The sequence below is a fragment of the Hyphomicrobium sp. genome, from assembly GCF_020852195.1.
GTDB lineage: Bacteria > Pseudomonadota > Alphaproteobacteria > Rhizobiales > Hyphomicrobiaceae > Hyphomicrobium_C.
The window spans coordinates 1-13674 of sequence record NZ_JADZBI010000044.1 but is presented as its reverse complement, the minus strand read 5'-3'; the positions used below and the strand labels follow the sequence as shown (position 1 = coordinate 13674).

The following is a 13674-nucleotide window of genomic DNA, read 5'->3' as shown; positions in this document are numbered from 1 at the left end:
TGTGAGCCCCGAGGTGATCCTCATGGACGAGCCGTGCTCGGCGCTCGACCCCATCGCCACGGCGAAGGTCGAGGAGTTGATCGACGAGCTGAAGAAGAATTTCTGCATCGTCATCGTCACGCATTCGATGCAGCAGGCCGCGCGCGTCTCGCAGCGCACCGCGTTCTTCCACCTGGGCGTCCTCGTCGAGGAGGGCGCGACCAACGACATCTTCACCAACCCCAAGGACCAGCGCACGCAGGACTACATCACCGGCCGCTTCGGCTAAACCGCGATCCCGGCCAGGAAACCGAGCGATGACGAGCGACCGGAAACCACTGTTGGCCGGCTTCATGCCGTGGGGCCGCGCGCGCCCCAAGCCGAAGCCCGCCGTGACCCAAGTTGCGCTGGCCGAGAGGCCCAAAGGAGAACCAGAGCCTATGAACGAGCACATCGTTAAATCCTACGAGGAAGAGCTGGCCCTCCTCGACAGGAAGATCGCCCAGATGGGCGGTCTGGCCGAGCACATCCTCGGCCAGTCGTTCGACGCGCTCGAGCGCCGCGACCCGCAACTCGCCGAGCAGGTGGTGAAGACGGACAAGCAGATCGACCAGCTCGAGCGCGATATCGAGGAGCAGGTAATCTCCATGATCGCGCGGCGTCAGCCGCTCGCCGACGACCTGCGCCACGTGATGGCGGCGCTGCGCATTACCGGCGACCTGGAGCGCATCGGCGACCTCGCCAAGAACATCGCCAAGCGAGCGCTGGCCATCGCGCACGAGTCGCATCCGAAGCCCCTGATGACGGGCCTCCGCCACATGGGCGAGCTGGCGCTCGCGCAGCTCAAGGACGTGCTTGACGCCTACTCGGCACGCAATGCCGACCGTGCGCTTGCGGTCTGGCGGGCCGACGAAAACATCGATTCGATGTACAATTCGTTGTTCCGCGAGCTTCTGACCTACATGATGGAGGATCCGCGCAACATCGGGCTGTCTACGCATCTCCTGTTCGGAGCCAAGAACATCGAGCGCATCGGCGATCACACCACCAATATCGCCGAGACGATCCACTTCCTGGTCAAGGGCGTAAACATCGCAGACGACCGCCCGAAGGGTGACGACACCAGCTCCACCCTATTCTCCAAGGGTTGAGCGCGACAGGCTGACGTGAGCTACCAACGATGACGGCAAAAATACTTCTGATCGAGGACGAGGCTCCGCTCGCCGAGATGCTGCGCTACAACCTCGAGGCCGAGGGCTTCCGGGTCTCCCATGCGGAGAACGGGGAGGAGGCTGAAATCCTCGTGGCCGAGGAGAAGCCGGACCTTCTGGTCCTCGACTGGATGCTGCCCGGCGTGTCCGGCATCGAGATCTGCCGGCGCATGCGGGCCAGGATGGAGACCAAGTCCATCCCCATCGTCATGCTGACCGCGCGGGGCGAGGAGGGCGACCGAATCCGCGGCCTCTCCACCGGTGCCGACGATTACGTGGTGAAGCCGTTCTCGCTCCCGGAGCTGATGGCCCGCGTCAAAGCCATCCTGCGCCGCGCCTCGCCCGATCGCATGGCCGACGTGCTGCGCTTTGCCGATATCGAGCTCGACCGGCCGGCGCATAAAGTCACGCGCGGCCTGCGCGAGGTGCACCTCGGCCCGACCGAGTTCCGCCTGCTCGAGTTCCTGATGGAAAGCCCCGGCCGCGTGCTCTCGCGCGCCCAGCTCCTCGACGGGGTCTGGGGACGCGATGCGTACGTGGACGAGCGCACGGTGGATGTCCACGTTGGCCGGCTACGCAAGGCGCTCATCCGCGGCAAGGAGCGCGATCCGATCCGCACTGTCCGCGGCTCCGGCTACGTGTTCGGCGAGCGCAGCGGCGCCTAGAGCGGCTTGCCCCGATCGGCTGGAGCGGACGCCCGAAGCGTCCTTTCCTCATTGGACACGCCAAAAAATATCTGCAGCCCATCGCGCGTCTTGCCGCGTTTGCCCTGGCGTATCCGCTGCCGCTTGGGCGGGGAATGTTCGCCAGTATTTTTGGCGGCTTATCTTCGGAAGCTGATATCTCATCTCCGAATCGGGCACGGCGGCGGTGTGTGGGGACGCTCGGTGCGTGCCGAGCGGCACGGCTCGGGAGCCTTGCGGCGCAACACTTGCTTAACCGTCTTGGCGCCTAAATGCCTCCACGACTGCACGACGGGATCGTGGTCTCTACGGCCACGCCCAGCCAAGGAAGAAAGAGAATGCCCTTCGCTCCAAACGCCCGACAGAACGTTATTGCCAGGGAGGAGAAGGAAGCACGGCTCAAGGCCTTCATCACACGCCATTCGGACTGCCACCGCGCGGCGGGCGTCGCTCCGGGCGTAACCGTCTACCGCCTGCTCGCGCTTTCCGTGGAGAGCCCCGTCGCGCTGGCCGTCAGGGATCTGATGCCGGAGCTGGCGGCAGCGGGCATCCGGGTGGAGGCGCTGTTCGTGCGCGAGTCCTCGAAGGCCAAGATTGAGGGTGCAGAGTGCCGGTTCGTCAGCGACCTCCGGCTGCTCGACGCCCATGAGCAGCTCGTTCTCGACCGCGTCACCGCCTGGATCGGTGATTGCATGCGGCGCGATCCCTTGAAGCGCGATGCCTACGAACTCTATTCCGAAAGCCCTGTGACGGCCGGCCACGCCGCCCGCTCGTTCGCACAGATCTGGCGGGCGGCAGGTCCCTCGGGCAGCCTGGCGGCCGGGCGCAAGTGGGTCGGTCTCAGGCAGGCGAGCCTGTTCGAGCCGTCGCTGATCGCGGGCGCCGAGGCCATGGTGGCCACACCGCATCTCCTGCCCGTCCGGCACTAGCGCGCAATCGCCATCGGGCCTGCGCATCGCGCTCGGACCAAACAAGGCGCGAAGCGGCTTGTGCTTCTGGTTTGGAGGGCGTAGCCGAAAGTCGATGCGTATGTCGCTCGTGGTCGCACGACTTTCGTGCGGGGGCAAAGCATCGCATGGCTGCGGGGGTGGCTTATCGTTGACAGCTCCCGATCCCGGTTTCATGACATGAGGGATCGTTCCCCTCCACGACCGCGAGGCTCGGCGCTCCATGGTTCAGCTCACTCTTCCCAAGAACTCGAAGATCAAGCCGGGCAAGACGTGGAATGCGCCCGATAGCACGGGCAAGTGGCGCGAGTTTCGGGTCTACCGCTGGAACCCGGACGACGGCGAGAACCCCCGCATCGACACCTACTGGGTGAACGAGGAACAGTGCGGGCCGATGGTGCTCGACGCGCTGATCAAGATCAAAAACGAGATCGACCCCACGCTGACCTTCCGGCGCTCCTGCCGGGAAGGAATCTGCGGGTCGTGCGCTATGAACATCGACGGCACCAACGATCTCGCCTGCCTCAAGGGCCTCGACGAGGTCAAAGGGGCGGTCAAGGTCTATCCGCTGCCGCACATGAAGGTGGTCAAGGACCTGGTGCCGGACCTCACGAACTTCTATGCGCAGCACCGCTCGATCGAGCCCTGGCTTAAGACGGAGACGGCGACGCCGCCCAAGGAATGGAGGCAGTCGCGCGACGACCGCGCCAAGCTGGACGGGCTCTACGAGTGCATCCTCTGCGCCTGCTGCTCCACGTCGTGCCCGAGCTACTGGTGGAACTCCGACCGCTACCTGGGGCCGGCGGCCCTGCTGCAGGCCTACCGATGGGTGATTGACAGCCGCGACGAGGCGACGGGGGACCGCCTCGACAATCTCGAGGATCCGTTCCGCCTCTACCGCTGCCACACCATCATGAACTGCGTGAAGGCATGCCCCAAGGGGCTGAAGCCGGCGTTGGCCATCGCCGAGATCAAGAAGCTCATGGTGCAGCGGCGGGTGTAGTGTTCTGCCGACTTCGGTTGAGGCCGAACCTTGCCGGCGAAAGACGGAGGGAGCCTGCGTGCTCGATCACATCGGATTTCCCGTGTCCGACTACGAGCGGTCGAAGGCATTCTATAGCGCCGCGCTGGCGCCGCTCGGCATCCAGCTCCTGCTCGACATGGACCTCTCCGACTCCGGCGGACCCGGCGGCTATGCCGGGTTCGGGGTCAGCCGCCCGCAGTTCTGGATCGGGACCGGGCAACCCTTGACGGGACGGCTGCATGTGGCCTTCGCCGCTCAGGACCGCGCCCAGGTGCGCGCCTTCTACGAGGCGGCGCTGGCGGCAGGCGCCACGGACAACGGGGCGCCGGGGCTTCGGCTCCACTATCATGCGAACTACTATGGGGCCTTTGTGATCGATCCGGACGGCCACAACATCGAAGCGGTCAGCCACCTGCCCGAATAGCCGGACCCCAGAAACGACAAGACCGGTGGCGCGTCGCGCTGCCACCGGTCTTCAAGTTGGCCGTCTTTCCAAGAAACCCGCCGACACCCGCCCTGTTGCCCAGACAGGAGCGGGGAAGGCGGATCGTGCCGTTACGCGGCGCGGCGCTTCTTGGCGGCAGGCTTGGCCTTGCGCGCAGCCGTCTTGCGGACGGTCTTGCGAGCGACGGGCTTCGCAGCCTTGCGAGCAGCCGGCTTCTTCGCAGCCTTGCGAGCCGGAGCCTTCTTCACAGTCTTAGCCATAGTATTCTCTCCCTCTAGAGTCCGAATCATTTCGGAACAAAAAAATCATGAGCAAGTTCGATCATTTTGTTGACATGCAAAATGGATTCAGCTCGTCGATTTATTCGCATTCGACGCAAAGTGTTGCGTGAAGTCAACAATTTCGTCCATATTCAAGACTCTACGACGTCATTCTCGACTCCATATCAGCAGCGCGCGAGCGAAACGGAGTGAGAAACTCCGCTCCTTGCGCTGCAAAAAAGATGGAGTCGGGATCGGGAAAGCGAGTCGCAGTGGCTTCACGCCGCCTTCACGACGCGGCGCTGCAGGTCGAGCACCGCCATCATGAAGCCCACGCGATCCTCCACCGCCTCGGCGAGGATCGAGAAGTAGTTCGGCTCCTGGGGGACGATCTCGCCGATCACCTCGCCGAGCTCGAAGCGCAGGTCCGCCTCGTGCTTGCGGGCAATGGCCTGCATCTTCGCGTTGGATGCGAGGCAGCTCATATAAATAAGGTGGACGCCGCGGTTGCGTGCTGCCCGGATGACGCGGCCCATGAGCTCGGTGCCGAGACCATGGTCCTGGTAGGCCGCCTCGACGGAGAATGCCGCCTCGGCCTCACGACCCCAGGTGTCACCCAGCTTCTTCAGCTCGGCAGCGGCGCGCACCTCGCCATCCTCGATGTAGGCGAACACCGTGGAGCCGGCCTCGGCCATGTGGCCCGCGTACTCCTCGATGAAGGAATCCGAGACGCCGTGCGCGAAGCGCGCCATGCGGCTTGCCTTGTCCAAGCGGAGCAGGTGGTCGCGAAACAGGCCTTTCTCATGCGGCCAGAGCTTGCGGATGGTGCCGCCCGCATGCGTATGCTCACTCATAGAGATACCCCTCCATTCGAGCCGTGGGGATCGGCGACGTCGGCGCCTCTCTTGAGCCGGTGCCACCTTCCTTCGCGGCTTGGCGCGCCGGAGCACCGGCCGCCGCTTTTCGATATAGGGCGCTTTGTGCATTGCACAATGCGCCAAATAAGTGACCGTACGTATAGCGTTTTGTCGCTTTTGCGGTGGTGTGGGCCTTTTGCCTACGCTGCACTGCAAAATCCGCTGGGCTGGGTTGTGGTTAACGCAGGGGAGAGCCTGTCCAGGCCCGCTATTCCACGTCGGATGCTGTCGCAAGCGGCGCGGCTTTCTGGCAGTTTCAGCGCCGCGGGTGCTTCGGGGTAGGCATGGCGGGAACGGTTCTGGCTCATTACGAACGGCGGGTTGCGCTCGGCGAGATCGAGGCGGACGATGCGCAGCGCACCGCGGCGCGGCGGCTCGATCGCCTGTCCGAGGAGCTCGATGGCTGGCAGGCAGCGGGGCGTGGCGGGCGCATTGCCTCGCTCTTCCGCCCGCGTGCCGCGCCGCCGCGTGGCGTCTATCTCCACGGCTCGGTCGGACGCGGCAAGACCATGCTCATGGACCTCTTCCACGAGGTGGCGACGTTCACGCCGAAGCGACGGCTGCATTTCCATGAGTTCATGAGCGAGGTGCACGATCGCATCCAGCGTGGCAGGGCGACGACGGATGGCGATCCGATCCCGTTCGTCGCCGCCGAGATCGCGGCCGAGGCGGGTCTTCTCTGCTTCGACGAACTGACGATCACCGACATCGCCGACGCCATGATCCTCGCCCGGCTGTTCAAGGCGCTGTTCGCGAGGGGGGTGGTGGTGGTTGCAACCTCCAATGCGCCGCCCGAGCGCCTCTACTGGAACGGCCTCAACCGCGCGCTCTTCCTGCCGTTCATCGATCTCCTGCAGAGCCATGTGGACGTCGTCGAGCTGAAGGCGGCCAAGGACTTTCGTCTCGACAAGCTCGCGGGGCGGCAGCTCTACTTCAGCCCCTGCGACGCGCGCGCGGCGGCCGGGGTCGAGGAACACTGGGTGAGGCTTACCGGTCACCACCCCGGGGCGCCGGCCTCCATCGACGTCAAGGGGCGCCAGGTGGTGGTGCCGCTCGCGTCCATGGGGGTCGCGCGCTTTACGTTCGGAGATCTTTGCGAGAAGCCGCTCGGGGCGCTCGACTACCTCCATATCGCGCACGCCTTCCACACCATCATGCTCGAATGCATCCCGGTGCTGACGCCGGCTCGCCGCAACGAGGCGCGCCGCCTCATCCATCTCATCGACACGCTCTACGACAACCGCAACTGCCTCATCGTGTCCGCGGAGGCCGAGCCCAACCAGCTCTATCCGGAAGGCGACGGTGCGGTGCTGTTCGAGCGCACCGCTTCCCGTCTCATGGAGATGCGCAGCGAGGCCTATCTGGCCAAGAACGGGCGGCTCGCGGCTACGGATTAAGCCTTCCGGCGCGGATTGAGCAGGCCGTTGCCCGCTTTGGCGGCACGAGAGACGTCCGTCGGACTTGAGCCCCTACCCGTTTCGTCCTACCAAGGCCGTGTTTCCTCGCGCCGGGGGTGAGCCGGCCACGGAGCCATCAGGACATCGACTCACCTCAGCAACGCAAGCCCGGCCCAGGGCGAACCTCCAGGGAGAATGGTTCATGGCGCGCACGAAGATCGCGTTGATCGGCGGCGGAATGATCGGTGGCACGCTCGCCCACCTCATCGGCCTCAAGGAGCTTGGCGACGTCGTCATATTCGACATCGCGGAGGGGCTGCCGCAGGGCAAGGCCCTCGACATCGCCCAGTCCGGGGCCGTGGAGGGCTTCGATGCCGTCTTGAAGGGGACCAATGCCTACGCGGACATCGAGGGCGCGAGCGTCTGCATCGTTACGGCCGGCGTGCCGCGGAAGCCCGGCATGAGCCGCGACGACCTGATCGGGATTAATCTCAAGGTCATGGAGCAGGTCGGTGCCGGCATACGAAAGTATGCGCCGAACGCCTTTGTCATCTGCATCACCAACCCGCTCGACGCCATGGTGTGGGCGCTGCAGCGGGCCTCTGGCCTGCCGCGCAACATGGTGGTCGGCATGGCGGGCGTGCTGGACACGGCCCGTTTCCGGCACTTCCTGGCCGAGGAATTTCGCGTTTCGGTCGAGGATGTTGCGGCCTTCGTGCTGGGTGGGCACGGCGACGACATGGTGCCGCTTGTGCGCTATTCGTCGGTCGGCGGCATCCCGCTGCCGGATCTGGTCAAGATGGGCTGGATCCGCCAGGAGCGCCTGGATCAGATCGTCGACCGCACGCGCAAGGGTGGCGGCGAGATCGTGGCGCTGCTCAAGACCGGCTCGGCCTACTACGCGCCGGCTGCCTCGGCCATCGCCATGGCCGAGAGCTTCCTCAAGGACAAAAAACGTGTGCTGCCATGCGCCGCGTACCTCAACGGCGAATACGGTGTTAAAGGGCTCTACGTGGGCGTGCCGGTGATCATCGGCGAGGGCGGGACGGAGCGCGTGGTCGAGATCGACCTCAACTCCGCCGAACGCTCGATGCTCATGAAGTCGATCGAATCCGTCAAGGGTCTGGTCGATGCCTGCATCAAGATCAACCCACAGCTCGGCGCCTGACGGCCCGAGCTTGCACCAGCCGACGCGGGGTACGGACGGGTTCCTTACTCTTACTGTGTGGCCGCCCCCTTGGCTACACACCCCATCCTATGCCGCGTCCCCACCATCGTCTCATCCCAGGGGATCACGCGCTGCCATGAACATCCACGAGCATCAGGCCAAGGAGCTTCTCGCCAAGTACGGCGTGGAGGTCGGAAGGGGCTTTGCGGCTTTCACGCCCGAGGAAGCCGAGAAGGCGGCGGGGCAACTTTCGACGCCGACGATCGTGGTCAAGGCGCAGATCCATGCCGGCGGGCGCGGCAAGGGCAAGTTCAAGGAGCCGGAGGCCGGCGAGAAGGGTGGTGTGCGGTTCGCCAAGACGCCTGCAGAAGCCGGCCAGCTCGCCGCGCAGATGCTCGGCAGCACGCTGGTCACCGTGCAGACGGGGGCGGCGGGGCGCGTCGTGCGGCGCGTCTATCTGCAGGAGTCGGTCAACATCGCACGTGAGCTCTATCTCTCGGCGCTGGTCGACAGGGCAAGCTCCAGGATCGCCTTCATCGCCTCCACCGAAGGCGGCATGGACATCGAGAAGGTCGCCCACGATACGCCGGACAAGATCCTGACGCTGACGGTCGATCCGGCGACGGGCCTGCAGCCGTTCCATGCGCGCAAGATCGCCTTCGCCCTCGGGCTCAAGGGTGACGAGGTCAAGGCCTGCGCCAAGCTGGTCTCGGGACTCTATCGGTTTCTAAGCGAGAAGGACGTCAGCCTGCTCGAGATCAACCCGCTGGTCGTCACCACGGAAGGCCAGCTCGTCTGTCTCGATGCCAAGGTGAGCTTCGACGGCAACGCGCTGTTTCGCCACCCGGACATCCTGGCGCTGCGCGACGAGACCGAGGAAGACCCGATGGAGATCGAGGCCGCCAAATACGAGCTTTCGTACGTGAAGCTCGACGGCTCGATCGGCTGCATGGTCAACGGCGCGGGGCTTGCCATGGCGACCATGGACATCATCAAGCTCTACGGGGCTGAGCCCGCGAACTTCCTGGACGTCGGCGGCGGCGCCTCCAAGGAGAAGGTGCAGGCGGCGTTCAAGATCATCCTTTCGGACCCGTCCGTACGCGGCATCCTGGTCAACATCTTCGGTGGCATCATGCGTTGCGACATCATCGCCGAGGGCATCATCGCCGCCGCGCGCGAGATGGCGATCTCGGTGCCGCTCGTGGTCAGGCTCGAGGGCACCAACGTCGATCTCGGCAAGGAGATCCTCGCCAAGAGCGGGCTCAAGATCGTGCCCGCCGACGACCTCGCCGACGCCGCAGCCAAGATCACGACTGCGATCAAGGCCGCCGCCTGACGGGCGCATCCAACCCCTTCCAACGCTTCCATTCGAACTGCCGGAACAAGAGACACGACATGGCCATTCTCGTCGACACGTCCACGGTTACCATCTGTCAGGGGCTCACCGGCAGCCAGGGGACGTTCCATACCAAGCAGGCGCGCAGCTACGGCACCAAGGTCGCGGGCGGCGTCACGCCGGGCAAGGGCGGCACAAAGCCGGCCGATCCCGAGCTTGCCGACCTGCCGCTGTTCAACACGGTGCTCGAGGCCAAGGAAAAGACCGGCGCCACGGCGACGGCGATCTATGTGCCGCCGCCGTTCGCGGCCGACGCCATTCTCGAGGCCATCGATGCGGAGGTGCCGCTCATCGTCTGCATCACGGAGGGCATTCCGGTGCTCGACATGGTCAAGGTGAAGCGCGCGCTCCAGGGCTCCAAGTCGCGGCTTATCGGGCCCAACTGCCCGGGCGTGCTGACCCCCAAGGCGTGCAAGATCGGCATCATGCCGGGCAACATCTTCAAGAAGGGCACGGTCGGCATCGTCTCGCGCTCGGGAACGCTCACCTACGAGGCGGTGAAGCAGACGACGGATGCGGGTCTCGGCCAGTCGACGGCGGTCGGCATCGGCGGCGACCCGGTCAAGGGTACCGAGTTCATCGACGTGCTCGAGCTGTTCCTGGCCGATCCCGAGACGCATTCGATCATCATGATCGGCGAGATCGGCGGCTCGGCGGAGGAGGAGGCTGCTCAATTCCTCATCAGCGAGGCCAAGAAGGGGCGCAAGAAGCCGATGGCCGGGTTCATCGCCGGCATGACGGCGCCTCCGGGCCGGCGCATGGGGCATGCGGGCGCGATCATCTCCGGCGGTCAGGGGCGGGCCGAGGACAAGGTGGAGGCCATGCGGCGCGCGGGCATCGCCATCGCCGACAGCCCGGCCTCTCTGGGGACCACCTTGACCAAAGTCTTAAAGGGCTGAACACGTACCATATATATAAGTGTCACCTATTGCGCGGAGAATTGCCTAAATCAGGAGAGATGGTCACCTCCTCTCCGGCCGCGCGCCGGATGCAACTGCGGGGTTTCACATGTCGAGGCACGCGCTCAACGAACAGTTCCTTCGCACGTCTTTTCTTGACGGCGCCAACGCGCCCTACATCGAAGAGCTGCAAAGTCAGTACGAGAAGAACCCGGGATCCGTCAGCGACGAGTGGCGGCTCTTTTTCGAGAGCATGCGCGACGGGCGCAGCGCGGCGGCCTCCGAGGACGGACACGATGGGGCGGGCGGCGTCCACGAGCCCTCGTGGGCGTTGCCGCTCTCGCAGCTCCAGGGCGCTCCCACGGAGCTGGTCTCGGCGCTGACAGGCGACTACGGCGAGGTCGAGCGGGGCTTGCGCGACAAGCTGCAGGCCAAGGCTCATGTCGGCGGCTTCGAGCTTTCGCCGGCGGTGTCGTTGCGTGCCATTCAGGACAGCGTGCGCGCGATCATGCTGATCCGTGCTTACCGCGTGATGGGGCACCTGGCGGCCGATCTCGATCCGCTGGGGCTCGTCGAGCGGCGCGTGCACAAGGAGCTCAAGCCCGAGACCTACGGCTTCACGGACGCCGACCTCGACCGGCCGATCTTCCTCGACCGCTACCTCGGGCTCGACACGGCAACGATCCGGCAGGTGCTGCGCATCCTGCGGCGTACCTACTGCCGCAAGATCGGCTACCAGTTCATGCACATCACGTCGCCGGCGCAGAAGTCCTGGATCCAGCACCGCATCGAGGGCGAGGAGAAGGACATCCGCTTCACGGAGATGGGCAAGAAGGCCATCCTGAGGAAGCTGATCGAAGCCGAGATGTTCGAGCGCTTCGCCGACGTGAAGTACACAGGCACCAAGCGCTTCGGGCTCGACGGCGGCGAGAGCATGATCCCGGCGCTGGAGCAGATCATCAAGCGCGGCGGCCAGCTCGGCGTCAAAGAGATCGTCATCGGCATGGCGCACCGCGGACGCCTCAACGTGCTCTCGAACGTGATGGCGAAGCCGTTCCGCGCCATATTCAACGAGTTCAAGGGTGGCTCGTGGAAGCCGGACGACGTCGAGGGCTCGGGCGACGTCAAGTATCACCTGGGCGCATCGTCGGACCGGCAGTTCGACGGCAACAACGTGCATCTGTCGCTCACCGCCAATCCCTCCCACCTCGAGATCGTCGATCCCGTCGTGCTAGGAAAGGCGCGCGCCAAGCAGGATCAGCTCCGGAGCGAGCCGGGCGACCGCACGGGCGTGCTGCCGCTCCTGCTCCACGGGGACGCCGCGTTCGCCGGGCAGGGCGTGGTCGCCGAGTGTTTCGGGCTCTCGGGCCTCAAGGGGCACCGCACGGGCGGCTCGATCCACTTCATCATCAACAACCAGATTGGCTTCACCACCAATCCGCGCCATTCGCGCTCGTCGCCCTACTGCTCGGATGTCGCGCGCGTGATCGAGGCGCCGATCTTCCATGTGAACGGCGACGATCCGGAGGCCGTGGTGCACGTCGCCAAGATCGCGACCGAGTTCCGGCAGAAGTTCCAGAAGCCGGTCGTAGTCGACATGTTCTGCTATCGCCGCTTCGGTCACAACGAGGCCGACGAGCCGGCGTTCACGCAGCCGATCATGTACGACCGCATCCGCAAGCATCCGTCGGTGGTGAACGTCTACTCCGAGCAACTCGTAGAGGAGGGGGTGGTCAAGGCCGAGGATGTCGAGGGCATGAAGGCCGAGTTCCGCTCGTTCCTCGACGGGGAGCTGTCGGCTGCGGAAAGCTACAAGCCGAACAAGGCGGATTGGCTCGACGGGCGCTGGAGCGGCGTCGGCTTCGCCGACGGCGACGAGCGGCGCGGCAACACCGGCGTCTCGCTCGAGACGCTGCGCGAAGTGGGCAAGCGACTCACCGTGATCCCCTCGGACTTCAACGCGCACAAGACCATCGTGCGCCTGCTCGAGCGCCGCCGCGAGATGGTGGCGAAGGGCGAGGGCATCGACTGGGCCATGGCCGAGCACCTGGCCTTCGGCACGCTCGTCACGGAAGGATACCCGGTGCGGCTCTCGGGGCAGGACTGCGAGCGGGGCACGTTCTCGCAGCGCCACTCGGTGCTGATCGACCAGGAGACCGAGCGGCGCTATACGCCCCTCCGGCACATCGCGCCCAACCAGGCCAACTTCGAGGTCATCAACTCGATGCTCTCGGAAGAAGCGGTGCTCGGCTTCGAGTATGGCTATTCGCTCGCCGAGCCCAACGCGCTCGTGGCCTGGGAGGCGCAGTTCGGAGATTTCGCCAACGGGGCGCAGGTGGTTTTCGACCAGTTCATCTCCTCGGGAGAGCGCAAATGGCTCCGGATGTCGGGCCTCGTGTGCCTGCTGCCACACGGGTATGAAGGGCAGGGGCCGGAGCATTCCTCGGCGCGGCTGGAGCGCTTCCTGCAGCTCTGCGCGGAGGACAACTGGCAGGTCGCCAACTGCACCACGCCCGCCAACTACTTCCATATCCTGAGGCGGCAGCTCCACCGGACGTTCCGCAAGCCGCTGATCCTGATGACGCCGAAGTCGCTCCTGCGCCACAAGCGCGTGGTGTCGCGTCTCGACGAGATGGGGCCGGGAACGACGTTCCATCGCGTTCTGTGGGACGACCTGCGCAAGACGGACGCCGAGATCAAGCGCGTCGTGCTGTGCTCGGGCAAGGTCTACTACGACCTTGCGGATGCGCGCGACGCGGAGGAGCTGCACGACGTTTACATCCTGCGGCTCGAGCAGCTCTATCCGTTCCCGGCGCGGGCCCTGATCAACGAGATCGGGCGCTTCCCGAATGCGGACTCGATTGTCTGGTGCCAGGAGGAGCCCAAGAACATGGGCGCCTGGACGTTCATCGAGCCGAACATCAACTGGGTTCTCGACCGCTTGGCTCCGGCCGGGCGGCGCGTGCGCTATGCGGGGCGCTCGGCGTCGGCTTCCACGGCGACGGGGCTCATGAGCAAACATATTCTCGAGCAGAAGGCGCTGGTGGCGGATGCGCTGAAGGGCTAGTGCTGATCAATACGATCTCGAGTTGCGAAACGCCGGGGCTGCGCCGGCGGCAGACGAGGAAAGAGGCGGGACTACGATGACGATTGAGATCCGCGTGCCGACGCTCGGCGAGTCGGTGACCGAGGCCACGGTCGGCAAATGGCTGAAGAAGCCGGGTGATGCGGTCAAGGCCGACGAGCCGCTCGTCGAGCTGGAGACGGACAAGGTGACGGTGGAGGTGCCGGCGCCGGCGGACGTCCAGCTTTCGCAAATCCACGTCGACCAAAGGGAGACGGAAGACA

General features: G+C 65.2%; 13 protein-coding genes and 1 pseudogene. 12 read left to right on the top strand and 2 right to left on the bottom strand.

Annotated elements, in window-relative coordinates; all coding sequences use genetic code 11:
- The 6 genes and pseudogenes from IT540_RS03825 to IT540_RS03800 form a co-directional block, all read left to right on the top strand.
- Positions 1–268: pseudogene (locus IT540_RS03825) on the top strand (phosphate ABC transporter ATP-binding protein); the annotation flags it as partial.
- A gap of 151 nt (positions 269–419) precedes the next feature.
- Positions 420–1130, top strand: coding sequence for a phosphate signaling complex protein PhoU (gene phoU, locus IT540_RS03820; protein ID WP_291173522.1), 711 nt, complete (start codon positions 420–422; stop codon positions 1128–1130).
- Between the two features lie 29 nt (positions 1131–1159).
- A complete protein-coding gene (phoB, locus tag IT540_RS03815; RefSeq protein WP_291173518.1) occupies positions 1160–1855 on the top strand; it encodes a phosphate regulon transcriptional regulator PhoB in 696 nt (231 codons plus the stop codon).
- A 356-nt stretch (positions 1856–2211) separates the two neighbouring features.
- Positions 2212–2802, top strand: a complete 591-nt coding sequence (locus IT540_RS03810) for a hypothetical protein (protein ID WP_291173514.1) — start codon at positions 2212–2214, stop codon at positions 2800–2802.
- A 241-nt stretch (positions 2803–3043) separates the two neighbouring features.
- Positions 3044–3823: a succinate dehydrogenase iron-sulfur subunit gene (locus tag IT540_RS03805; protein ID WP_291173511.1), complete on the top strand. Its 780-nt coding sequence runs from the start codon at positions 3044–3046 to the stop codon at positions 3821–3823.
- Between the two features lie 58 nt (positions 3824–3881).
- Entirely contained in the window at positions 3882–4268 is a 387-nt protein-coding gene (locus tag IT540_RS03800) for a VOC family protein (protein ID WP_291173507.1), read from the top strand.
- Between the two features lie 131 nt (positions 4269–4399).
- Here the strand turns inward: IT540_RS03800 and IT540_RS03795 are convergent, their stop codons facing one another.
- Complete coding sequence (locus IT540_RS03795) at positions 4400–4549, bottom strand: histone (RefSeq protein ID WP_291173503.1); 150 nt, start codon at positions 4547–4549, stop codon at positions 4400–4402.
- A 278-nt stretch (positions 4550–4827) separates the two neighbouring features.
- Positions 4828–5403, bottom strand: coding sequence for a GNAT family N-acetyltransferase (locus IT540_RS03790; RefSeq protein ID WP_291173499.1), 576 nt, complete (start codon positions 5401–5403; stop codon positions 4828–4830).
- A 347-nt stretch (positions 5404–5750) separates the two neighbouring features.
- Here IT540_RS03790 and zapE point away from each other — a divergent pair, with 347 nt between their 5' ends.
- From zapE to IT540_RS03760, 6 genes are all read left to right on the top strand, one after another.
- Positions 5751–6863 carry a cell division protein ZapE gene (zapE, locus tag IT540_RS03785; protein WP_291173496.1) on the top strand — a complete coding sequence of 371 codons (1113 nt, stop codon included), beginning with the start codon at positions 5751–5753 and terminating at the stop codon, positions 6861–6863.
- Positions 6864–7065: 202 nt separating this feature from the next.
- The gene (gene mdh, locus IT540_RS03780; protein ID WP_291173492.1) at positions 7066–8031 is read left to right on the top strand and encodes a malate dehydrogenase; all 966 of its coding nucleotides are present in this window, start codon (positions 7066–7068) and stop codon (positions 8029–8031) included.
- 136 nt (positions 8032–8167) lie between these two features.
- Positions 8168–9367 (top strand): ADP-forming succinate--CoA ligase subunit beta, encoded by a 1200-nt coding sequence (gene sucC / locus IT540_RS03775; RefSeq protein ID WP_291173489.1) that lies wholly within the window; start codon positions 8168–8170, stop codon positions 9365–9367.
- Positions 9368–9426: 59 nt separating this feature from the next.
- A complete protein-coding gene (gene sucD, locus IT540_RS03770) occupies positions 9427–10326 on the top strand; it encodes a succinate--CoA ligase subunit alpha (RefSeq protein WP_291173486.1) in 900 nt (299 codons plus the stop codon).
- Between the two features lie 109 nt (positions 10327–10435).
- Positions 10436–13393 (top strand): 2-oxoglutarate dehydrogenase E1 component, encoded by a 2958-nt coding sequence (locus tag IT540_RS03765; protein ID WP_291173483.1) that lies wholly within the window; start codon positions 10436–10438, stop codon positions 13391–13393.
- Between the two features lie 76 nt (positions 13394–13469).
- A partial coding sequence (locus tag IT540_RS03760) for a biotin/lipoyl-containing protein (RefSeq protein ID WP_291173482.1) occupies positions 13470–13674 on the top strand: 205 nt, incomplete at its 3' end.

Coding starts and splice junctions, on each gene's coding strand:
- phoU (WP_291173522.1), top strand. CDS start 420: ATGAACGAGCACATCGTTAAATCCTACGAGGAAGAGCTGGCCCTCCTC.
- IT540_RS03795 (WP_291173503.1), bottom strand. CDS start 4,549: ATGGCTAAGACTGTGAAGAAGGCTCCGGCTCGCAAGGCTGCGAAGAAG.
- sucC (WP_291173489.1), top strand. CDS start 8,168: ATGAACATCCACGAGCATCAGGCCAAGGAGCTTCTCGCCAAGTACGGC.
- zapE (WP_291173496.1), top strand. CDS start 5,751: ATGGCGGGAACGGTTCTGGCTCATTACGAACGGCGGGTTGCGCTCGGC.
- IT540_RS03805 (WP_291173511.1), top strand. CDS start 3,044: ATGGTTCAGCTCACTCTTCCCAAGAACTCGAAGATCAAGCCGGGCAAG.
- phoB (WP_291173518.1), top strand. CDS start 1,160: ATGACGGCAAAAATACTTCTGATCGAGGACGAGGCTCCGCTCGCCGAG.
- IT540_RS03810 (WP_291173514.1), top strand. CDS start 2,212: ATGCCCTTCGCTCCAAACGCCCGACAGAACGTTATTGCCAGGGAGGAG.
- IT540_RS03765 (WP_291173483.1), top strand. CDS start 10,436: ATGTCGAGGCACGCGCTCAACGAACAGTTCCTTCGCACGTCTTTTCTT.
- mdh (WP_291173492.1), top strand. CDS start 7,066: ATGGCGCGCACGAAGATCGCGTTGATCGGCGGCGGAATGATCGGTGGC.
- IT540_RS03790 (WP_291173499.1), bottom strand. CDS start 5,403: ATGAGTGAGCATACGCATGCGGGCGGCACCATCCGCAAGCTCTGGCCG.
- sucD (WP_291173486.1), top strand. CDS start 9,427: ATGGCCATTCTCGTCGACACGTCCACGGTTACCATCTGTCAGGGGCTC.